At 73.1% G+C, this 19,518-nt stretch carries 19 protein-coding genes and 1 pseudogene; 13 read left to right on the plus strand and 7 right to left on the minus strand.

Annotation, left to right across the window (positions count from 1 at the left end):
• Nucleotides 1–155 precede the first annotated feature (155 nt).
• From ACZ50K_RS18640 to ACZ50K_RS18655, 4 genes are all read left to right on the plus strand, one after another.
• Nucleotides 156–1,784: an FAD-dependent oxidoreductase gene (locus tag ACZ50K_RS18640; RefSeq protein WP_468904077.1), complete on the plus strand. Its 1,629-nt coding sequence runs from the start codon at nt 156–158 to the stop codon at nt 1,782–1,784.
• Nucleotides 1,785–1,846: 62 nt separating this feature from the next.
• Nucleotides 1,847–2,224 (plus strand): ArsR/SmtB family transcription factor, encoded by a 378-nt coding sequence (locus tag ACZ50K_RS18645; RefSeq protein WP_468904079.1) that lies wholly within the window; start codon nt 1,847–1,849, stop codon nt 2,222–2,224.
• Complete coding sequence (locus tag ACZ50K_RS18650) at nt 2,221–2,730, plus strand: SRPBCC family protein (protein ID WP_468904081.1); 510 nt, start codon at nt 2,221–2,223, stop codon at nt 2,728–2,730. The genes ACZ50K_RS18645 and ACZ50K_RS18650 overlap by 4 nt, the downstream gene beginning before the upstream one ends.
• A 264-nt stretch (nt 2,731–2,994) precedes the next feature.
• Nucleotides 2,995–4,929 (plus strand): LamG-like jellyroll fold domain-containing protein, encoded by a 1,935-nt coding sequence (locus tag ACZ50K_RS18655; RefSeq protein ID WP_468904084.1) that lies wholly within the window; start codon nt 2,995–2,997, stop codon nt 4,927–4,929.
• Nucleotides 4,930–5,315: 386 nt separating this feature from the next.
• Here ACZ50K_RS18655 and ACZ50K_RS18660 read toward each other — a convergent pair whose 3' ends face one another.
• Nucleotides 5,316–5,624: a hypothetical protein gene (locus ACZ50K_RS18660; RefSeq protein ID WP_468904086.1), complete on the minus strand. Its 309-nt coding sequence runs from the start codon at nt 5,622–5,624 to the stop codon at nt 5,316–5,318.
• A gap of 32 nt (nt 5,625–5,656) precedes the next feature.
• On the opposite strand from ACZ50K_RS18660, the gene ACZ50K_RS18665 reads away from it, so the two are divergent.
• The gene (locus ACZ50K_RS18665; RefSeq protein WP_468904089.1) at nt 5,657–7,165 is read left to right on the plus strand and encodes a cryptochrome/photolyase family protein; all 1,509 of its coding nucleotides are present in this window, start codon (nt 5,657–5,659) and stop codon (nt 7,163–7,165) included.
• A 40-nt stretch (nt 7,166–7,205) separates the two neighbouring features.
• Here the strand turns inward: ACZ50K_RS18665 and ACZ50K_RS18670 are convergent, their stop codons facing one another.
• From ACZ50K_RS18670 to ACZ50K_RS18680, 3 genes are all read right to left on the minus strand, one after another.
• Entirely contained in the window at nt 7,206–7,664 is a 459-nt protein-coding gene (locus tag ACZ50K_RS18670; RefSeq protein WP_468904091.1) for a nuclear transport factor 2 family protein, read from the minus strand.
• 138 nt (nt 7,665–7,802) lie between these two features.
• Nucleotides 7,803–8,543, minus strand: a complete 741-nt coding sequence (locus tag ACZ50K_RS18675) for a dienelactone hydrolase family protein (RefSeq protein ID WP_468904093.1) — start codon at nt 8,541–8,543, stop codon at nt 7,803–7,805.
• 227 nt (nt 8,544–8,770) lie between these two features.
• The gene (locus ACZ50K_RS18680) at nt 8,771–9,115 is read right to left on the minus strand and encodes an SCO0607 family lipoprotein (RefSeq protein ID WP_468904095.1); all 345 of its coding nucleotides are present in this window, start codon (nt 9,113–9,115) and stop codon (nt 8,771–8,773) included.
• Between the two features lie 258 nt (nt 9,116–9,373).
• Between ACZ50K_RS18680 and ACZ50K_RS18685 the strand changes: the two genes are divergently transcribed.
• Together ACZ50K_RS18685 and ACZ50K_RS18690 are read left to right on the plus strand one after the other, a co-directional pair.
• Entirely contained in the window at nt 9,374–10,123 is a 750-nt protein-coding gene (locus tag ACZ50K_RS18685) for a phosphate/phosphite/phosphonate ABC transporter substrate-binding protein (RefSeq protein WP_468904098.1), read from the plus strand.
• A 122-nt stretch (nt 10,124–10,245) separates the two neighbouring features.
• Nucleotides 10,246–10,875: a type 1 glutamine amidotransferase family protein gene (locus ACZ50K_RS18690; protein ID WP_468904100.1), complete on the plus strand. Its 630-nt coding sequence runs from the start codon at nt 10,246–10,248 to the stop codon at nt 10,873–10,875.
• Nucleotides 10,876–10,912: 37 nt separating this feature from the next.
• Here the strand turns inward: ACZ50K_RS18690 and ACZ50K_RS18695 are convergent, their stop codons facing one another.
• Nucleotides 10,913–11,578 carry a sensor domain-containing protein gene (locus ACZ50K_RS18695; RefSeq protein WP_468904102.1) on the minus strand — a complete coding sequence of 222 codons (666 nt, stop codon included), beginning with the start codon at nt 11,576–11,578 and terminating at the stop codon, nt 10,913–10,915.
• Between the two features lie 290 nt (nt 11,579–11,868).
• Nucleotides 11,869–12,861: a D-2-hydroxyacid dehydrogenase family protein gene (locus tag ACZ50K_RS18700; RefSeq protein WP_468904105.1), complete on the minus strand. Its 993-nt coding sequence runs from the start codon at nt 12,859–12,861 to the stop codon at nt 11,869–11,871.
• 256 nt (nt 12,862–13,117) lie between these two features.
• On the opposite strand from ACZ50K_RS18700, the gene ACZ50K_RS18705 reads away from it, so the two are divergent.
• The 5 genes from ACZ50K_RS18705 to ACZ50K_RS18725 all read left to right on the plus strand — a co-directional run bounded on the left by ACZ50K_RS18705 (nt 13,118) and on the right by ACZ50K_RS18725 (nt 17,854).
• Nucleotides 13,118–13,798 (plus strand): hypothetical protein, encoded by a 681-nt coding sequence (locus ACZ50K_RS18705; RefSeq protein ID WP_468904107.1) that lies wholly within the window; start codon nt 13,118–13,120, stop codon nt 13,796–13,798.
• A 102-nt stretch (nt 13,799–13,900) separates the two neighbouring features.
• Nucleotides 13,901–14,569, plus strand: a complete 669-nt coding sequence (locus ACZ50K_RS18710; RefSeq protein ID WP_468904109.1) for a DsbA family protein — start codon at nt 13,901–13,903, stop codon at nt 14,567–14,569.
• Nucleotides 14,570–14,796: 227 nt separating this feature from the next.
• On the plus strand, nt 14,797–15,231 hold the full coding sequence (locus tag ACZ50K_RS18715) for a hypothetical protein (RefSeq protein WP_468904112.1): 435 nt from the start codon (nt 14,797–14,799) through the stop codon (nt 15,229–15,231).
• 221 nt (nt 15,232–15,452) lie between these two features.
• Nucleotides 15,453–16,571 (plus strand): PLP-dependent cysteine synthase family protein, encoded by a 1,119-nt coding sequence (locus tag ACZ50K_RS18720; RefSeq protein WP_468904114.1) that lies wholly within the window; start codon nt 15,453–15,455, stop codon nt 16,569–16,571.
• Nucleotides 16,568–17,854 carry an MFS transporter gene (locus ACZ50K_RS18725; protein ID WP_468904117.1) on the plus strand — a complete coding sequence of 429 codons (1,287 nt, stop codon included), beginning with the start codon at nt 16,568–16,570 and terminating at the stop codon, nt 17,852–17,854. The genes ACZ50K_RS18720 and ACZ50K_RS18725 overlap by 4 nt, the downstream gene beginning before the upstream one ends.
• Nucleotides 17,855–17,880: 26 nt before the next feature.
• Here ACZ50K_RS18725 and ACZ50K_RS18730 read toward each other — a convergent pair whose 3' ends face one another.
• Nucleotides 17,881–19,320 (minus strand): mycothione reductase, encoded by a 1,440-nt coding sequence (locus ACZ50K_RS18730; RefSeq protein WP_468904118.1) that lies wholly within the window; start codon nt 19,318–19,320, stop codon nt 17,881–17,883.
• Between the two features lie 78 nt (nt 19,321–19,398).
• Here ACZ50K_RS18730 and ACZ50K_RS18735 point away from each other — a divergent pair.
• A pseudogene (locus ACZ50K_RS18735) lies at nt 19,399–19,494 on the plus strand (SHOCT domain-containing protein); the annotation flags it as partial.
• Nucleotides 19,495–19,518: the final 24 nt, after the last annotated feature.

Genomic DNA, 19,518 nt, shown 5'->3' on the forward strand with positions numbered 1-19,518 from the left:
GTGTGGCGACTTCCGGCGGCTCCGGCTGGTACCCCCTGGGGTATATTTCGAGCGTAGCATGAGTACCCCAGGGGGTATTTTTCTTCGCGATACGGACATCGGATGTTCGCGAGCCACACCCTTCGCCCCACCCCCCACATACGAGGAGCACTGCCGTGAAGGTCATCATCATCGGAGGTGTCGCCGGCGGAATGTCCGCCGCGACCCGGCTGCGCCGTCTGGACGAGCAGGCCGAGATCGTCGTCCTGGAGCGCGGGCACGACGTCTCGTACGCCAACTGCGGCCTGCCCTACCACCTCGGCGGGATCATCCCGGACCGCGGCGATCTCCTGCTCCAGACCCCGCGGTCCCTGCACGACCGCTTCCGCCTCGACGTCCGCACCCGCCACGAGGCCCTCGCCGTCGACCCGGCCGCCCGCACCGTCACCGTCCGGGACCTGGAGACCGGCGCCGAGACGGAGCAGCACTACGACCACCTGGTCCTCAGCCCGGGCGCCCACCCGATCGTGCCGCCGCTGCCCGGGGCCGAACGCGGTCTGACCCTGCGTGATGTCACCGACACCGACGCCATCCAGGCGGCCCTGGAGGGCGGCGCCAGGTCCGCCGTCGTGGTGGGCGGCGGATTCATCGGCGTCGAGGTCGCCGAGAACCTCCGCCACCGCGGCCTGGCCGTCACCCTCGTCGAACTCGCCGACCAGGTGCTGGCTCCCCTCGACCCCGAGATGGCCCGCCCGCTCGCGGACGAGCTGACGGCCCACGGGGTCGACCTCCGCCTCGGCGCCCAGGCCGCCAAGATCCTGCCCGCCACGGTCGAGCTCGCCGACGGCAGCACGCTGCCCGCCGATCTCGTCGTCTTCGCGATCGGCGTGCGCCCCGAGACCCGGCTCGCCCGCGAAGCCGGCCTGGCCCTCGGGCCGCGCGGCGGCATCGCCGTCGACGAGCGCCAGCGCACCAGCGACCCCCGTATCCACGCCGTCGGCGACGCCTCCGAGAAGACCGATCATCTGACCGGCGAGCCCGCCCTCGTCCCGCTGGCCAACCTCGCCAACCGCCACGGCCGCCTGGTGGCCGACGCCATCGCCGGCCGGCCGGTACGGAGCCGCGCCGCCGTCGGCACCGCCATCGTCCAGGTCTTCGGCCTCACCGCCGCCGCCACGGGCTGGAGCGAGAAGCGCCTGCGCGCCGCCGGACTCCCGCACCGCGCCATCCACCTGCACCCCGCCCACCACGCCGGCTACTACCCGGGCGCCGCCCAGCTCGCCCTCAAACTCCTCGTCGACCCGGCCACCGACGCGATCCTCGGTGCCCAGGCCGTCGGCACACAGGGGGTCGACAAGCGGATCGACGTCCTGGCCACCGCCATCACGGCCGGTCTGACCGCGTCCGAGCTCGCCGACCTCGAACTCGCCTACGCCCCGCCCTACGGCTCCGCCAAGGACCCCGTCAACATGGCCGGCTACATCGCCGACAACCTCGCCACCGGCACCGTGCGCACCCTCCAGTGGCACGAACTGCCCGCCGCGACCAGTGCCGGGGCGCTCCTCGTGGATGTGCGGACCGCTGCCGAGCACCGGGCCGGAGCCGTCCCCGGCGCCCGCCACATCCCCCTCGACGAGCTCCGCGACCGGCGTGCCGAGCTCCCCGCCGACCGACCGCTGATCGTGTACTGCCAGGCCGGGCTCCGCGGCCACACCGCCGCACGCCTCCTCGCCCAGTACGGCCTCACGGCCACCAACCTCGACGGCGGCTACCTCACCTGGCACACCGCCACCCGCACCCCCTGACCGGAGCACGTCACGCCATGCCCGCACTTGCCAATTGGTAACCCATGGGTTACCAATGAGGTGTGGACCCGTTCATCGCCCTGGCCGACCCCATACGTCGTGACCTGCTGCGCGCGCTCGCCTCCGGCCCCGCCCGGGTGGTCGACCTCGCGGCGCGGCACCCGATCAGCCGTCCCGCGGTGAGCAAGCATCTGAGGCTGCTCACCGAGGCCGGGCTCGCCACCGTCGAGGACCACGGACGGGAGCGCCACTACGCCCTCGCCCGCGCGGGCCTCGACCCGGTCCGGGAGCTGGTCGACGAGCTCAGCGGGCGCCGCCCCCCGATCCCCGAGAGCGCGTTCGACGCCCTCGATCTGGAAGTACGCAGAACCGTCCGTGACCGCCGGGCCGACGGCGAGGCCGTGCCCGGCGGAGAACGACCTCAGGAGGAATCCGCATGACCAGCACCCCCACCGGCCGCCGCGAGACCATCGACGGCCTGGACAGCATCGCTTTCGACCGCACGTTCCGCGCCGGTATCGAGGACGTCTGGGCTGCGGTCACCGAGTCGGACCGGCTGGCCCGCTGGATCGGCGCGTGGACCGGCGACCCGGCGTCCGGGGCGGTCGACTTCCGGATGCTCTTCGAGGGCGACGAGCACCAGGCCGAGGTCCTCACCATCCAGGAATGCCGGCCCCCGCACCGTCTCGTCCTCGAATCCCATGTTCCCGGCCAGGAGCACACCTGGCACATGACCCTGACGCTCGTGGAACACGAGGGCACCACCACGCTCACCTTCAGCCAGTCCGTGGGCGACGATCCCGCGATGGCGGGCGGGGTGGGGCCCGGCTGGGACTACTACCTCGACCGGCTCGTCGCCGCCGAGACGGGCGGCGACCCGGCCGCGGTCGACTTCGGCGACTACCACCCGGTCCACGAGAAGCACTACCTCGACATGTTCAGCTGACCGTCAGGCGGCCGACAGCCGGCGGCCGTCCGCCGGCCGGCTCCGGCACACAGTGATCGTTCACACTCTTCCGAGCCTTGATCCAGGCAACGAAGGAGCACGATGCGATCCGACAGCCCGACCCACCCGCCTTCCCCGGCAAGCCCGTTGAGCACGGCAGGCCCGGCAGACCCGTCCGGCCCGTCCGGCCCGTCGCACGCGACGCGCGCGACGCGCGTATGGCGCGCATGGCGCGGACAGGTCCGACGGGCCGGCCGGCTCGCCGTGCTCGGGGTCGCCGGGGCCGCCTTCCTCGGCGGTGCCGCCCTGCTGCCCCCGGCACCGGCCGCCACCGCCGCCGGTGTGGCCGCGAAGTCCCGCCCCTTCGTGGTCGGCGGCGACGGGTACACCTGCTTCCGGATCCCCTCGATCGTCACGACCCGGTCCGGTGCCCTGCTCGCCTTCGCCGAGGGCCGGGTGGACACCTGCGACGACATAGGCCACAACGACATCGTGGTGAAGAAGTCCGTCGACGGCGGGCGGACCTGGGGCGCACTGACCGTGGTGGCCGGCGCGGCGGCCGGTGACGACGACGCTTACGGCAACCCCTCCCCCGTGGTCGACGCGGTCACCGGCCGCATCAGCGTGCTCTACGCCACCAGCGACTGGAAGTTCAACCCCAACGGGACCCGCGACCGCGGTGTCCGGAACCTGCGCGTCGTCTCCAGCGCCGACGAGGGCGCCGGCTGGCGCGACGACAGAGCGCTGCCCCATCTGAAGGGGGACACCTGGAACTGGGTCTCCACCGGTCCCGGCCACGGCATCCAGCTGACCCGCGGCGCCCACCACGGCCGGCTCGTGGTCACCGGGGACCACCGCGACGACCGCGGGACCCCGCTCGACGGGTCGGACGACATCGGCGGCGGCCAGCTGTACTACAGCGACGACGGCGGCCTCACCTGGAGCCTCGGCGCCCGCCACGCCGGCTCCATCAGGAGCGGCACCGTGACGGTGACGAACCCGGGCGAGCTCGCGGTCGTGGAACGCACCGACGGGTCGCTGTACGTGAACGCCCGCAGCAGCGCGGCCTGCGGCTACAACGAGCGCCGGCTCGCCGCGCTGAGCACCGACGGCGGCCAGTCCTTCTCCGGGCTCCCCGACCCCTCGGCGCCCGGCTCGGTCCTCGCGCCCTTCGACCGGGTGCCGGTGGCCGACCTCGACGTCCCGCCCGTGTTCGGCTCCCTGCTCAGGCTGCCGCCCAAGGACCTCGGCGGCACCCAGGACCGCATCCTCTTCTCGGCCCCGTCCCGCTCCGGCGGCAGCGTGTCGGACCGACAGCAACTCGCCGTCCGCTCCTCCGCCGACGAAGGGTCGAACTGGTCGGCCACCGGCCTGCTGGTCGGCCCCGACCGTGCCGGGTACTCGGACATGAGCCTGATCAGCTCGGACGCGGTCGCCCTGGTCTACGAGACCGCCGTCAACACCTCCCACGGCAACATCGACTTCACCACCTTCAACCCGTCCCAGGCGACCGGCGCGACGACCCGGGTCCGGCTGCCCCGCACCTCGGACCCGGTCGGCGCCTACCGCGACGACGCGGCCGTGCACGGCGGCGCCGCGCTGACCCCCCGCGGCTCCGGCACGGCCATCGCCCTCGACGGCCAGGACGACCACCTCCGTCTCTCCGGCTGCTCACCCGACCTGGACCTGTCGGCGGGCGACTTCACCGTCACCGCCCACTTCCGGCACAACGAGTCCGACGGCGCCCAGCCCGTCTTCTGGGCCTACGGCAACGGAGCCGGAACGCAGCAGGTGTTCATCAAGGCGGAGCGCGACGCCGCCAAGGGAACCGAATCCCTCCGCGGTGTGGTCAGCGGCAGCGGCGGATACCTGGAGGCGAAGCTCGACTCCTCCTACCGCGACGGGCAATGGCACCACGTGGCCCTCGTCCGCGAGGGCGAATCGCTGCGCCTGACCGTCGACGGCGCCACGACCGCCACCGCGCACGGCGAAACCGGGGACGTCAGCCCCGCCGGTCCCTACGACATCCACCTCGGGGCCCGACCGGACGGCCTGGAACACTTCGGCGGCGCCATCGACGACGTACGCGTCTACGACAAGGCCCTCGACGCCGGGCAGGTCAACAACGTGCGCGGCGGCTCCCTCACCGAGAGCGAGGCCAACGCCCGCCTCCGGCTGGGCTTCACCACCCTCTGGTAGCCCGTCGGAAATGGGTGGCGATCCCGAAGGCCTCCGCGGGGCAGGTGACGCCTGGACCGCGGAGCCGTCCCCGGCGAGTGGGGTGGAGAGTCGCTCGCCGCTCAGCGCCATGAGGCCCTCGTCGGCGAAGACGCCGGCCCACGGGGGCGGCGGGAGGTGTGGAAGGTCCGGGGGTAGTCCTGGGCCTCGAACTCGCCGCCCTGCCCTCCCACCAGGCGGGCAGGGCGTGCAGGGCCCTGCGGAACACCCGGGGGTCGGTCTCCGTGAGCGGGCCGTCCTCCGGTGTGACGAAGCCCGTCGCCCCCGGCGGCAGCGCGAAACCCGTGTTCTGTCCCTTGGCCATGTCCGTCATCCTGCCCGGTGGGACAGCCGGCCGGCACTCCGGGTCAGTACTCCTCGTCGGGATAGTTCCAGTCCAGTACCACCGTCGCCGCGGGCGCCGCCTCCCGCGCGTACCAGGCCACGGCCCCCTCGAACTTCGGGCACCACACGCCGGAGCCGGTCACGATGACCGGGAAGTCGGTGCTCCCCACGACGATCCAGGCACCGTCCCGCTGCTGCTCCGCAGCCACCCGCACCTGGTCGGCGATGCTCTCGTCCCGCATCAGCTCCCGGAGTTCCCCGACGACCGCCAGGGCCTGGGGTTCGTCGACGATGTTCGAGACGCGGAAGTCGAAACCGATGTTCACAGACATCCCGGCAGGCTAGCCGATGGTTGGATGCCGTCATGAGTCCAGTGCACTGGTTGTTCGGCGACCAGCTCGGTCCGCACTTCACCGCGACGGCGGCCGGCGGGACACCTCGGAACACCCGTTGGCTGCTGATCGAGTCCCGTGCCGTCTTCCGGCGCCGCCGCTTCCACCGGGCCAAGGCCCATCTGGTGCTCAGTGCGATGCGCCACCGGGCGGCCGAGCTCGGCGACAGCGCCCGCTACGTCAAGGCCGACACCTATCGGGAGGGCCTGGCCCGGGCGGTGGCGGACGGCGCTCCGGTCTCCGTCCACCACCCCACCTCCCGGGCCGCCCTCGCGCTGGTGGAGTCGCTGCCGACGGTCACCGTGCATCCGGCCCGCGGATTCCTGGTCGGCAGAAAGGAGTTCGCGGACTGGGCCGACCGGCAGAGGGGACGCCGGCTGCTCCAGGAGAACTTCTACGAGCACACCCGCCGCGGCCACGGCATCCTCATGGACGGGGACGGGCCGGCCGGTGGCCGCTGGAACCTCGACCACGACAACCGGGAACCACCGCCCCGCGGCCGGGACACCTTGGGCGCGCCGCCCCCGTACCGGCCGCGGGAGGACGCCATCGACGAGGGCGTGCGGCGGGACCTGGACCGTTGGGAGCGGGAGGGCGACATCACGTTCGTGGGCCGCGACGGGCCCCGACTGTTCCCGGCCAGCCGCCGGGAGGCCCTCGCCGCGCTGGACCACTTCGTCACGCACCGGCTGGCCGGGTTCGGCGCGTACGAGGACGCGGTGCTGGCCGCCGATCCCGTGATGAGCCACAGCCTGTTGTCCTCCTCGCTGAACCTCGGGCTGCTGGACCCCGCCGAGTGCGTGGCCCGGGCCGAGGAGGCCTGGCGGGCCGGCCGGGTGCCGCTCAACAGCGCGGAGGGGTTCATCCGGCAGGTGTGCGGCTGGCGGGAGTACGTATGGCACCTGTACTGGCACTTCGGCGAGGACTATCGGCACCGCAACGCACTGCGCCACACCGCGCCGCTGCCCGAGTGGTTCACGGAGCTGGACGCGGAGGCGGTGGGGGCCCGCTGCCTGTCCACGGTGCTGGCGCAGGTCAGGGACACCGGCTGGACCCACCACATCCCCCGGCTGATGCTGCTGGGCAGCCACGCCCTGCAACGGGGTTGGGACCCGGCGGCGGTGACGGACTGGTTCCACCGCTGCTTCGTGGACGGGTACGACTGGGTGATGCTGCCGAACGTGGTGGGCATGTCGCAGTACGCGGACGGCGGGCTGATGACCACCAAGCCGTACACCTCGGGGGGCGCCTACATCCACCGGATGAGCGATCTGTGCGGCGGCTGCCGGTACCGGCCCACCGACCGGACCGGTGACCGGGCCTGTCCCTACACCACCGGCTACTGGGCCTTCCTCGACCGGCACCGGAAGCGGCTGGAGGGCAATCCGCGGATGGCCCGGGCGGTGGGCGGGCTGGACCGGCTCGGCGATCTCGCCGAGGTCGTACGGGCACACCGGGCGAACGGCGCCTCCCCGCCCTGAGCGGCGTCCACCCGTCACGGCTGTCCGGGGCGGGCGGCGGTCAGAACGGGTCCGGGTCGATCACGAGCCGGCCGGCGGAGGCGGTGCAGAGGTGCCAGCGGTCGCCGACGCGGTGCAGTTCCAGAACGGCCTGGATCCGGGAACCGTCCGGCGGGGTGAGGTCCACATTGACGGAGGCGCTGTCGCCGCTCTCGGTGGAGGACACGATCTTGTGCCCGAAGGAGGGCCCCGCGAGGCGCCGCAGGGCGGCCGCCGGATCCTCCTGCCCACCCGGGCAGCCGCTGTCGGACCCGGCCGACGGTCCGGCCGCGGGCTCCGCCGACGGTACGGTCCCGTTGCCGCCCGCGGCCTTGAGCTGGGCGGCCACGGCCTGGTGGAGGGGGCTGCGGCCCAGGGTGCCCGTCCCGGTGAACACCACCGCCATGACGATCACGGCCACCGCCAGCGGTACCCCCACCGCGAGCGCCACCAGCCACCTGCCGGTCGTTCGTCCCGCCATCTCGCCCCTTCCGCCCCGACCGGTGCCCCGGTCGCCGTCACCCCGTCATCCGGAAGGGACGCAGCCCTGCCCCAGGCCGTTCCAGGAATCCGTCACGGGCGCCCCCTTCCAGGAGGCGCCCGTACGGTCAGTCCGCGCTCACTCCAGGTGGCGGGTGAAGAACCTGACGGCGGCCTCGCCCGCGTGCGGCGGGACACCGGTGTGCCCGCCGAGGTGTGCGTGCAGGGACTTGTCCGCCGAGCCGAAGGCGTCGAACAGGTCCAGGGCCGTCTGCCGGTCGTTGCCCTCGTCGTCCCACTGGAGCAGGACGTGCAGCGGGACGGTGACCCGTCGGGCCTCCTCGAACATGCTGCGGGGCACGAAGCTGCCGGCGAACAGGACCGCGGCCGAGACCCTCGGCTCGACCGCCGCCAGCCGGATGCCGATGGAGATCAGTCCCCCCGAGTAGCCGACCGGGCCCCTGGTCTCGGGCAGTTCGAGGAGCGCGTCCAGTGCGGCCCGCCATTCCGGGACCGCCTGTTCGACCAGGGGGAGGACGAGGGCGTCGACGGTCGCGTCGGCGACCGGTTCGCCCGCCCCGAGTGCCCGGCGCAGATCGGCGCGGGCCTCGTCGACGGCGGGCAGGCGGGGCCGCTCACCGGCCCCGGGGAGCTCGATGGTGGCCGTGGCGAAGCCCTCGGCGGCGGACTGCCGGGCCCGGTCGAGCAGGCGCGGGTACATTCCGCGCAGCCCGAGCGGGGGGTGTCCGAGGAGGATCAGCGGTGCCGGGGCGGATCCGGACGCGGTCTCGGGTGTCCAGAGGAAACCGGGGATCCCGTCCAGGGTGAATTCGCGTTCGAGGACGCCGTCTTCGAGGCGCCGTTCGGAGGTGAAGCGCATGGTCGTGCCTTTCGGGAGTGCTCGTGATCGGCGCTCCCGGACGACCTACCGCCCGACCGTGACCCCTGAGGGGAGCACCCATGTCGATACTGCGTTCACGGGTACCACCTCCTCGTTCTCTCGCACGGCTTCCGGGAAGGTAGCAGCGGCGGCGGCGCCCCGCCAAACGGTTTCCCCGCACGGGGGAACGGCGGGGCCAACGCGCACGAGGGGGTCGGGACGGTCGGTCAGGGGGTGGCCGGGACGGTCTTGCCGTCGGCGTCGATGGTGTGGGTGTCCCAGTAGAGGTCCCACTTGTCGCCGACCTCGTGCGGGACCTTCCCGGCCGGGTAGCGGGTGTAGCCGGACGGCGGCTCCTCGCTCTTGGCCGTGCACGCGGATCCGGTGCCGCCGACGCTCATCACCGGGTACTCGCTGTCCTGGCACACGTACTCGCGGTACTCCAGGCCGGCGCAGCCGGTCAGCGTGACCACCGCCGCGGCACCGGCCAGGAGCGTGGCCGCGGTGGCCCGCAGTCGGCGGCCGGCGGGCAGGGCGGCGGTGGCGGAACGGCGGGTCGGGACGGTGCGCACGGGACTCTCCAGTCATCCGGGACTCGGTGGCTTGCACCCCCCACTCTGGTCGGGGCGAACGCCGGAGGCCTGAGTAGCCGTACTCAAGATCGACGAGCGCTGGTGCTCAGGAACGCGACCCCCACAGGTTCGTCCGCCGGCCGGTGGCACGCCAGGGCAGAAGGTGCTCCATCCGTACGACTCCCCCAGGGGCCGCACGGATGCACCTCCTCGCGGGAGGGGGAAGACTGGATGACGGGTCGCGCGATCGGAGGAGCAATGGACGCCACCGTCACCCTGATGTACGACGCCAATCTGAGACTCGAAATCGACTCACCGGAATGGTCGGCTTTTCTCGATGCGCACCGAATTCAGGTGACCGGATATCACGGGGACATGACCCCGCTGACCGAGCAGCTCGAAAAGCACGCGGCGATGTTCTCCTATCTCCCCGTCCTCAACTACTTCCCGCTGCGTGACGACCCCGCGTACGCCCCGCTCGCCAGCGCCGTCTACGCGGCGGACGGCACCACCGGCATCCCGAGCGTCCTCGTGGTCCGCGCCGACGGCGGGGTCGCCACCCCTGACGGGCTGCGCGGCAGGAGGCTCGCCATCGCCCACCGCTACTGCACGACGAGCTTTCTCGCCCCGATGCTGCTGACCCACGAACTGGGCACCCGTATAGATGAGTTCTTCGGCGAGTTCATCATCACCCCGCCCTACGAGGGGCAGCTGGAGGCGGTGGTGACGGGGACGGCCGACGCGACGTTCATCCAGGAGGACGTGTGGCTGAAGGACCCCGCCAATGCCGAACGCACGCGGGTGATCGCCCGGCGGGACCACTTGCCGACACCCCTGTTCATCGCCGGCGCGAAGGTGTCCCCCGAGCTGCGCTCGGCCGTTCTGGGATTCCTTCTCGACTACCGGCCGAAGGACAGGGAATCCGCCCTGTTCTCCGGTTTCGCTCCCTATGACGCCACGTCGGTAGAGGCGGCATTCCGGGCCGCCCGAGAGGCTCTCGCGGGCTGAATTCCGCCGGTATCCGGCCGGCCCTCGCCCTGGTCGCGGAGCCGCTGCCGGTACGCGCCGGAGGTGGACACCCCGGCCCGCCTCGGCCGGGCCGGGGCCGGGGCGGTGCTGTCGAGCGGGGCGTGCGCCAGCCACTGCCGGACCCGCTCGGCGACGGTGACGGCCGTCGAGAACTCGTGCAGCAGCCGGTCGGCGTACGCCCGGTGCAGGGCGCCGAGTTCGGGTCGTACGCGGAGGTCGATCCGGCCGTGCTGGAGGGCCTGTTCGTGCCCGGTGGACACGCGCGGGGGATGCGGACACTGCTGGAGGACGCCGTCGCGCAGCGACTGTTCGCCCGGGTGATGCTGGTGGGGCTGCCGGTGGGGGCGGTGTGTCACGGCGTGCTGCTGGCCGCCCGCGCGCAGGACCCCACGACCGGCCGGTCCGTGCTGTACGGCCGGCGCACCACCGCGCTGACCTCGCTGCTGGAGCTCACCGCCTGGAACCTCACCAGGATGTGGCGGGGCCGCTACTACCGCACCTATCCGACCACCGTCCAGGCGGAGGTGACCGCGGCACTCGCCCACCCGTCCCACTTCCTGGCCGGGCCGCCGCTGCCGGTCCGGGACACGGCGGCCCGTCCCGGCCGTGGTTTCACCGTCCGGGACGGCAACTACCTCTCCGCCCGCTGGCCCGGCGACTGCCACCGGCTGGCCGCCGACTACCTCGCCCTGGTCCGGTCGGACCGCCGCACCCCTTCACCGTCCTCGTAGGTTCCGACGCGTCGGGCAGGCCGAGCGGGCCCGGGTGCTACGCGGGCCGGTGACCGAGCAGGGCGATCGCGGTGCGGGTCTGGAGTGTGGTGAGGGCGCGGATCATCAGGGGCGCGGTGGCCAGCAGGAACACGCCGACTGCGGTGTTGAAGGCGATGTCGGCGGCCTGCGAGGAGGTGCCGAACAGCAGCTCTACGAGGCCCTGGTCGTCCGGTCCCTGCGGGAGGGACCACGACCAGGTGGCGTACAGCAGCTCGCCGAGGCCGCCGAGGGTCCAGGTCAGAGCGATGCTGAAGGTGAGCACCTGGAGCGGGAAGGCGACGATCAGGTGGAGGAGGTCGCGCCAGGCGCGCGGGTCGCGTACGGCGTGCAGCATGCCCGCCCATCCCGTGCCGTGCGGGCGCGGTCGCTGTCGGCCCGAGGGCCAGGTGCGGCCGGTGAGGGCCGTGACGCGGCGGCGTTCGCGATCGGCCAGGGCGCGGGCCGCCCGCAGTGTCCCGGCCAGGATCGGCAGTCCCACCCACACGACCAGGGTCGACACCCCTACGGCGGCTCCCGTCACGGCCAGGGTGAACGCGGCCAGCCCCAGCGGTAGGCCGGACAGCAGATAGCCCAGCTCCCGGCGGAAGCGTCCCGCGCCCGATCCGGGTGCGGCGGCGGTGGGCGCCTGCGGGGCGCTGAGGAGGGTGGCGGTGTCTGTCATGTGCCCAGGTTCGCGGTTCTGCGCGGGCACGACGAGCCTGCTAGCGGGTCGGCGCCGGGTAGGGCTTGCCCTACCTTGGGCCGGCTGGGGGCCGGGTGGCGGCCGCCGCCTCCAGCCCGTACGCGAAGAGGTCCGGACGCGAAGAGGTCCGCCGCCTTCGGGTGGAAGGCGGCGGACCTCGGTGGAGCGCTGGGCAGGCCTTGCACCTGCATCCCCCCACGGGAAGTGGGGTGTCTTTCCTTGGACCACCAACGCGCGGCCGGCGCCGTTCCCGAGTTCGGGCGGCGGGCTCAGGTTTGATGATACGTCATGGTGGACCCGGTTTTGGTCAGGGTGCGTACCGGGGTTCCGGCGAGGTACGCCTCGATGTTCTCGACCGCGCCCTGGAAGTAGCCCTCGTAGTTGCGGCGCGTCACATAGCCCAGGTGCGGGACGGCGAGGAAGCGGGGCGCGGTGCGCAGGGGGTCGTCGGCGGGGAGGGGTTCGGTGGTGAACACGTCGGCCGCCGCGCCGGCGATCCATCCCTCGCGCAGCGCCCGCAGCAGGGCTGCCTGGTCGACGATGTCGGCGCGGGAGGTGTTGACCAGGTAGGCGGTGGGCCGCATGGTGCGGAGTTCCCGCTCGCCGAGGAGTCCTCGGGTGCGTTCGCCGAGGACGAGATGGACCGAGACGAAGTCGCTGGTTCCCAGGAGGTGTTCGAGGGACGGGGCGAGGGTGGCGCCCGCGGCTTCGGCGCGTTCGGGGGTGAGGTTCCGGCTCCAGGCGGTGACCTCCATGCCGAAGGCCGCGCCGACGCGTGCGACCTTGGCGCCGATCTTGCCGAGGCCGAGCAGTCCGAGGCGCCGACCGTGCAGGTCGGCGCCGAGGGTGGACTGCCAGGGGCCGTCGGTGCGCAGGGCGTTGGCCTCCGGGACGATGTGCCGGGCGAGGCCGAGGAGGAGGGCCCAGGTGAGTTCGGCCGGGGGTTCGGAGTTGCTGGCGGTGCCGCAGACGGTGACCCCGTGGCGGTCGGCGGCGGCCAGGTCGATGGAGGCGTTCCGCATGCCGGAGGTGATCAGCAGGCGCAGTCGGGGCAGCCGGGCGAACAGCCTGGCGGTGAAGGGGGTCCGCTCCCGCATGACCACGACGATCTCGCAGTCGGCGACGGCGGCCACCAGCTCGTCCTCGGTGCCCAGGTGCTCGGTGAGCGTGCGTACGGTGACGCGGTCGCCCAGGCGGGACCAGTCCGCGAGGGAGCGGGCGACGTCCTGGTAGTCGTCGAGCACCGCACAGTTCAGCGCCACCGTCGTCACCGCTCCTCATCCCGTCGTACGGTCTCGATCGTGCCGATCTCGCCGATCATGCTTCTGGTTCACGGGCGACCCTACGTGCCGTCGGTGCCGTGTGGGGTGTCGGTGTGGGGGCGGGGGTGGTTGTGGGGGTGCGGGGTGGGGGTGGCAGGGGTGCGGGATACGCTGCGGAGGACCGCCGGGACCTGTGCGAGCGGCGACCGCGAACCGCAGGTCCGTTCCGGAAGACCTCCCGAAAGGGCAGCCGCCCATGTCCGCCCCTCTCGTCGCGCGGCCGGCCTCGTCGGCCCGCGGAGTGGTGCGCGGTCTGCGGGCCGGGGCCCTGGCGGCCTCGTGCGTGCTGCTGCCGGTCGCCGGCCGGCTGCTGGCCCAGGGGCAGATGCCGCGCTGGGCCCTGCTGCTGTGCATGGCGGCGATCGCCGCGCCCAGCGCGGTGCTGCTGAACCGCCACAGGCTCTCGGACAGCCAGCTCGTCGCGGCGCTGGCAGGAGCCCAGCTGGCGTACCACGCCGCGTACTCGCTGCCGGGGGCCTGCGCGGCGGTGACCGGTTCCTCGGAACCCATGGCGCTGGTCGTCCACGCATCGGCCGCCGGGGTCCCGCCGGAGGTCTTCTTCGCCGGGCATCTGGTGATGCTGGTCCTGGCCGCGCACCTGCTCGGACTGACCGAGCGGCTGCTGTGGCGCGGCAGACCGGTCCTTGAGGCGCTGCGCGCCCTGATCCTGTTCGTCTGGCCGCCCCTGTCGGCGGGCCACGGGCCGAGGAAGGTCCCGCGGGGTCTGGAGCCGGAGGCCGAGGGGCCGGGCAGGGGCGCGGTCCGGCCGTACGCCGGGCGCGCACCGCCGCGGTTCGGGCGCGCCGTGCCGGGGCTCACCGCTGCCCCGGCGGCCGGACTGCCGTCCGGCGCGGCCCCCCGTCTGGCTCAGGTCTAGGTCGTCTCTTCGCCTCGCGGCCGGGTGGCGGGCCGGGCTTTCGCGCGCGCCCACTGACTGCGGCCCCGCTCCCCCTGCCCTGAGCATCGAGGAATCAGAATCATGACCACACTCAAGAAGAACCTGCTCGCCCTCGCCGCCGTCGTGGCGGTCCTGGCGGCCGCTTTCGGTACGTTCCTGCTCGTCCGGCCGGGCGACGCGGCCACGGCCGCCCCGCCGCTGCCCGCTCCGGGCGAGGCCCGGGCCGTACGGGAGGACAGCCACCGGCTGACCGATCCCGCGCGCAGCGAGATGACCCTGGTCGAGTTCCTCGACTTCGAGTGCGAGTCCTGCGGGGCCGTCCACCCGACGGTCGAGCGGCTGCGGGAGGAGTTCGGGGACCGGGTCACCTTCGTCGCCCGCTACTTCCCGCTGCCCGGGCACCGCAACAGCCGGACCGCGGCGGTGGCCGTCGAGGCCGCGGCCCGGCAGGGCCGGTTCGAGGACATGTACAAGAAGATGTTCGCGACCCAGAAGGAGTGGGGGGAGCTCCGGAACTCCCAGGCGGACGTCTTCCGCAGCTACGCCGGACAGCTCGGCCTGGACATGGCCCGCTACGACGCGGCGGTGAAGGACCCGGCGACGGAGGAGCGGGTCAAGGCCGACCAGCGGGACGGCATGGGGCTGAACGTGCAGGGCACCCCCACCTTCTTCCTCGACGGCCGGCGCATCCAGACGCCGCGCACCTACGAGGCGTTCAAGGCGCTGATAGAGCAGGAGCTCGCCCGGTGAGTTGAGTGGCGGCGGCCGGCCCGCCACGCCGAAGAGCGCGGTCCCGGAACGGATTCACTCCTTCTGACGATCCGGGGCCGCGCCGAGGGTGTTGAGTTCCAGCCATCTGCCCGACAGGGCAACGGAGTTGACGCTGCTTCGCGGCTGCCGCCCGACCGGATCCCTGCTCTCCGCGCAGTCGGCCGTCACATCCGGGCAGAGCCACGGACGGTAGTGTCGGCGTCACTGTGTGGAACATCTCGGGGTCTCGTGACCGCCGCCGCGGCGGCGCCTGGGTGGTCGCCCTGGTGGCGTCGGCCCTGGTCGCACTGCTGTTCAGCGTCTGCGACAGCGGTGGGCACCATCGCGCTGCGGTACCCGACCGCACGATCACCGCGGAGAACACGAGCGTGGTCACGGCGGGCGCCATGACGAGCACGGCCGCGGCGCCGGCCGGGTGCCCCGACCAGCATCTGCCGTGCGCCCACGCCCATGACGAGCACGTGGCCGCTCCGGCTCCGGAACCCCGCGCCCCGGGCGCCCCGGAGGCGCTGGGTGCCGGGTCGCCGATGGCGCCGGACGGCGCCGGGGACGGCAGTGCCGCCGGCTGTGCCTCCACCGCCCCGTCCTCGGACGGCTCGGGGCGGGCCGTGCTCCGCAAGGTGTGCGTCACGCGGACCTGAGCGGACCCGACCGGACCGGGCCCGGCTTCCGGCCGGACCTCAGCCCGGACCGGTCCCGGCCTCCCCGCCCGCGCCGCGGCTGCCCGGGAGGCCCTTCGATCTCCGTTCAGTCCCCGCTCCGTCCCCGCTCCGTCTCCCTCCTCTCCCGCACGGCCGGACGGCCACCCGCCCCTTCCCGGTGGCGTGCAGGCGCGCCGTGCCGCACGAAGGACACCCGCACCATGACCGAACTGTCCCTGCCCGCCGCCCCGCACAGCGTGCTGAAAGCGGTCGGCAACACCCCCGTGCTGTTCATCGACGAGCCCTTCGCCGCCGCCCCGCGCGGTTTCTGGGCCAAGCTCGAAGGTTTCAACCCCGGCGGCATCAAGGACCGGGCCGCCCTCTACATGGTCGACCGGGCCCGCGAACGCGGGGATCTGCGACCCGGCGCCCCCATCATCGAATCCACCTCCGGGACCCTCGGCCTGGGGCTGGCGCTCGCCGGAGTCATGCACGGCCACCCGGTGCACCTGGTCACCGATCCCGGGATGGAACCGCTGATGAAGCGGATGCTGGCCGCGCACGGGGCGGAACTCCACACCGTGGACCGGCCCCATCCCGAAGGCGGCTGGCAGGAGGCCCGCCGGCAGGAGGTCGCCGGGCTGCTGCGGAACCATCCCGGAGCCTGGTCCCCCGACCAGTACCACAACCCCGACAACGTCGCCGCGTACCGGTCCCTGGCCGGTGAACTCGCCGACCAGCTCGGGGACATCGACGTCCTGGTGTGCGCAGTGGGCACCGGTGGCCACTCCGCCGGCATCGCCCGCGGACTGCGCGAACGCACCCCCGGTCTGCGTCTGGTCGGCGTCGACACCATCGGGTCCACGATCTTCGGCCAGCCGGCCCGCCCGCGCCTGATGCGCGGACTCGGGTCCTCGATCTACCCGCGCAACGTCGACTACGGCGCCTTCGCCGAGGTCCACTGGGTGGCCCCCGCCGAGGCTGTCTGGTCCGCCCGCCGTCTGGCGGAGCGCCAGTTCGCCACCGGCGGCTGGAGCGTGGGCGCCGTCGCCCTGGTCGCCGGCTGGATCGCCCGTACCCAGCCGGAGGGCACCCGAATCGCCGCCGTCTTCCCGGACGGACCCCACCGCTACTTCGACACCGTCTTCAACGACGACTACTGCCGGTCCCACGGACTCCTCGACCACACCCCGCCCGCCGAACCGGACCTCATCGCCTGCCCGGCCGTCCGCGAGGTGACCCGCTGGACGCGGTGCACCGACGTATCGGACCCCCTCACGGACCCGGTGACCGATCCGGTGACCAGTCCGGTGACCGCCACCACCGGGGCCGGCCGATGAAGCGGGTCTGGGGCCAGTACCGCTCCTTCGACGCCACGGTCCGGCTGCTGCTGGTCAACCAGCTCACCATCAACCTCGGCTTCTACATGCTCATGCCCTACCTGGCCGCGCACCTCTCCAGCAGCCTCGCGCTGGCCACCTGGGCCGTCGGCCTGATCCTCGGCGTACGCAACCTCTCCCAGCAGGGCATGTTCCTCATCGGCGGGATGCTCGCCGACCGCCTCGGCTACAAGCCGCTCATCGTGGCCGGCTGCACCCTGCGCACCGTCGGCTTCACCGCGCTCGCCTTCGCCGACTCGCTGCCCGCCCTGATCGCCGCGTCCGCGGCCACCGGCCTGGCCGGAGCGCTGTTCAACCCGGCCGTACGGGCCTACCTGGCCGCGCAGGCCGGGCCGGAGCGGCGGGTCGACGCCTTCGCGCTCTTCAACGTCTTCTACCAGACCGGGATCCTGCTCGGACCGCTCGTCGGCCTGGCCCTGACCTCGGTCTCCTTCCCGACCACCTGCGCCGTCGCGGCGGCCCTCTTCGCGGGTCTGACGGTGCTACAGCTCCGCCGTCTCCCGACGAACCCGGCGACCGCCCGCGCGGACCGGCCCGCCCTGCGGGAGCAGGCCGGCACGGTACTTCGCAACCGGCCGTTCTGGCTGTTCTCCCTCGCCATGACCGGCTCCTACGTGCTGTCCTTCCAGGTGTATCTGGCCCTGCCGCTGGAGACCGGACGCCTCACCGGGGACGGGTCGGCCGGCACCGTGGCCACCAGCGCCCTGTTCGTCGTCTCCGGGCTCGTCGCCCTCCTCGGCCAGCTGCGCATCACCGCCTGGTGCAAACGCACCCGGACACCGGCCCGGTGCCTGAGCGCCGGCACGGCCCTGATGGGGGCGGCGTTCCTGCCGCCCCTGCTGACGGCGGCCGATCCTCCGGCGGCGGGCGTCTGGTCCGTCGCCCTCGCGGTCGGCCCGCTCCTGTTCTGTGCGGGGCTGCTGGCCGTGGCGACCGCGGTCCTGTACCCGTTCGAGATGGACACCATCGTCTCGCTGGCCGGCGGCCGCTGGGTGGCCACCCACTACGGTCTCTACAACACGGTCTGCGGGATCGGGATCACCCTCGGGAACCTCGCCACCGGAGCCCTGCTCGACAGCGCGCGGACGGCGGGCCTGCCGGCCCTGCCCTGGCTGGTCCTCGCCCTGGTCGGCGTGGGCTGCGCCGCCGCCCTCACGGCCCTCGGGCGCACCGGCCGACTGACCGCACCCGAGCCCGCTCCGGCCCCGGTGGCCCCGGTGTAGCCGGGCCACGGGTCCTGGCCCACGGGTCACGATTCCAGGTCGAGGTCCTGGTCTTGGTCCACGTCCGGATCCTGGTCCTGGTCCTGGTCCTGGTCCACATCCAGGTCCAGCAGGGCGTTCTCCACGACCTCGGTGAGGGCGGGGTGGGGCCAGTACGGGGCCTGGGCGAGGGTGACCGCGTCGATGCCCAAGGTCAGCGCCAGGACCAGCGGCTGGATGAGCACGGAGGCCTGCGCGCCCATCACATGGGCCCCGAGGAGGCGTCCGGTGCCGGGCTCGGCGAGCACCTTGCAGAAGCCGGTGGTGTCCTCCATCGCCCAGCCGTAGGCGACGTCACCGTAACCGGCCGTGCCCACCCGGTAGTCGAGTCCCCGCTCCCGGCACTCCTGCTCGGTGGCACCGACGGAGGCGATCTCCGGCCGGGTGAAGATCGCCGCCGGAACCGGCCCGTGGCCGGCGGCGATCAGGTCGTCCGGGTTGCGGAGGTTGTGCGCCACCACCTCCGCCTCCCGGTTGGCCACGTGTTTGAGCGGCACCGGAGTGCAGATGTCACCGAGTGCGAAGACGCCTTCCGCGGTGGTCCGCTGGTGTGCGTCGACGATCACCCGGCCGTCCTCGTGGGTGGCGATGCCGGCCGTTTCGAGGCCGAGCCGGTCGCTGTTCGGGACCCGGCCCGCCGCGACCAGCAGCATGTCCGCCTCGATCGCCGACCCGTCGTCCAGGGTCAGTCGCAGCGCGCCCGGGCGACCGCCGACCGCGGTGACCTCGCGGCCGAGCCTGAGGTCGTAGCGGGAGCGGACCAGTTCGGTGAACCGGTCCGCGACCGTCTCGTCCTGCGGGCCGAGCAGACGCTCCTCCTTCTCCACGATGACCACGGAGCTCCCCGCCTCGGCGAACACCTCCGCCAGCTCCGCGGCGATGTAACCCCCGCCGAGGACGGCGAGGCGCCGGGGCGGGGCCTCGATCCGCATGACGGTGTCGGAGGTCTCGTACGGCAGCCCCGACTCCTCCACGGGCCCGGGCACCAGCGGACGGCCGCCCGCCGCGAGGACGATCCGTCCGGCGCCGACGTCGACCTCGGCGGATCCGTCCGCCGGGTCGATCCGCAGGGTCCTGGGGCCGGTGAACCGTGCCGTTCCCTCGTACACGGTGATCGCGGGGTCCTCGATACGGCCTCGGCGGCCCTGGTCCCGGTCGGCGTCCAGGCGCCGGAAGACCCGGTCCCGCGCGTCCCGCCAGCGCACCGCGCGCAGCTCCGCGTCCACGTCGTACGTCCCCGCCTCCCGGACGGTCCGGGCGATGTGCGCGGTGTAGGCGAGCATCTTGCTGGGGATGCAGCCGGCGTTCAGGCAGGTCCCGCCGAACCAGCGCTCCTCGACGATGGCCACGTCGAGCCCGGCGAACGCGTCGCCGATGACCGCGTTGCCCGATCCCGCACCGATGACGACAAGATCGTGGTGGCGCATCGGGCCAGGGTACGAGTTCTTCGCCGGGCCGTCACGGGGGCACGCTGGGACCGCGGAGGCCCCGGCCTCCTCGGCGCCATCGCCCGTACCGCGGTCGTCGCCGGCACCGCCTCCGCCGTCTCCGGGCGCGTACAGCACCATCAGCAGGAGAGGTTCGCCGAGCAGTTCGCGGCGCAGAAGGAGAAGATCCTCAACGGG

Source organism: Streptomyces sp. NPDC033845 (genome assembly GCF_055576225.1).

Excerpts from the sequence above, each read along its gene's own strand:
- ACZ50K_RS18660 (WP_468904086.1), bottom strand. The coding sequence starts at position 5,624 with ATGTCTGTGAACATCGGTTTCGACTTCCGCGTCTCGAACATCGTCGAC.
- ACZ50K_RS18705 (WP_468904107.1), top strand. The coding sequence starts at position 13,118 with ATGTCCGCCCCTCTCGTCGCGCGGCCGGCCTCGTCGGCCCGCGGAGTG.
- ACZ50K_RS18695 (WP_468904102.1), bottom strand. The coding sequence starts at position 11,578 with ATGACAGACACCGCCACCCTCCTCAGCGCCCCGCAGGCGCCCACCGCC.
- ACZ50K_RS18710 (WP_468904109.1), top strand. The coding sequence starts at position 13,901 with ATGACCACACTCAAGAAGAACCTGCTCGCCCTCGCCGCCGTCGTGGCG.
- ACZ50K_RS18720 (WP_468904114.1), top strand. The coding sequence starts at position 15,453 with ATGACCGAACTGTCCCTGCCCGCCGCCCCGCACAGCGTGCTGAAAGCG.
- ACZ50K_RS18685 (WP_468904098.1), top strand. The coding sequence starts at position 9,374 with ATGGACGCCACCGTCACCCTGATGTACGACGCCAATCTGAGACTCGAA.
- ACZ50K_RS18730 (WP_468904118.1), bottom strand. The coding sequence starts at position 19,320 with ATGCGCCACCACGATCTTGTCGTCATCGGTGCGGGATCGGGCAACGCG.
- ACZ50K_RS18670 (WP_468904091.1), bottom strand. The coding sequence starts at position 7,664 with ATGGCGGGACGAACGACCGGCAGGTGGCTGGTGGCGCTCGCGGTGGGG.
- ACZ50K_RS18650 (WP_468904081.1), top strand. The coding sequence starts at position 2,221 with ATGACCAGCACCCCCACCGGCCGCCGCGAGACCATCGACGGCCTGGAC.
- ACZ50K_RS18675 (WP_468904093.1), bottom strand. The coding sequence starts at position 8,543 with ATGCGCTTCACCTCCGAACGGCGCCTCGAAGACGGCGTCCTCGAACGC.
- ACZ50K_RS18665 (WP_468904089.1), top strand. The coding sequence starts at position 5,657 with ATGAGTCCAGTGCACTGGTTGTTCGGCGACCAGCTCGGTCCGCACTTC.
- ACZ50K_RS18725 (WP_468904117.1), top strand. The coding sequence starts at position 16,568 with ATGAAGCGGGTCTGGGGCCAGTACCGCTCCTTCGACGCCACGGTCCGG.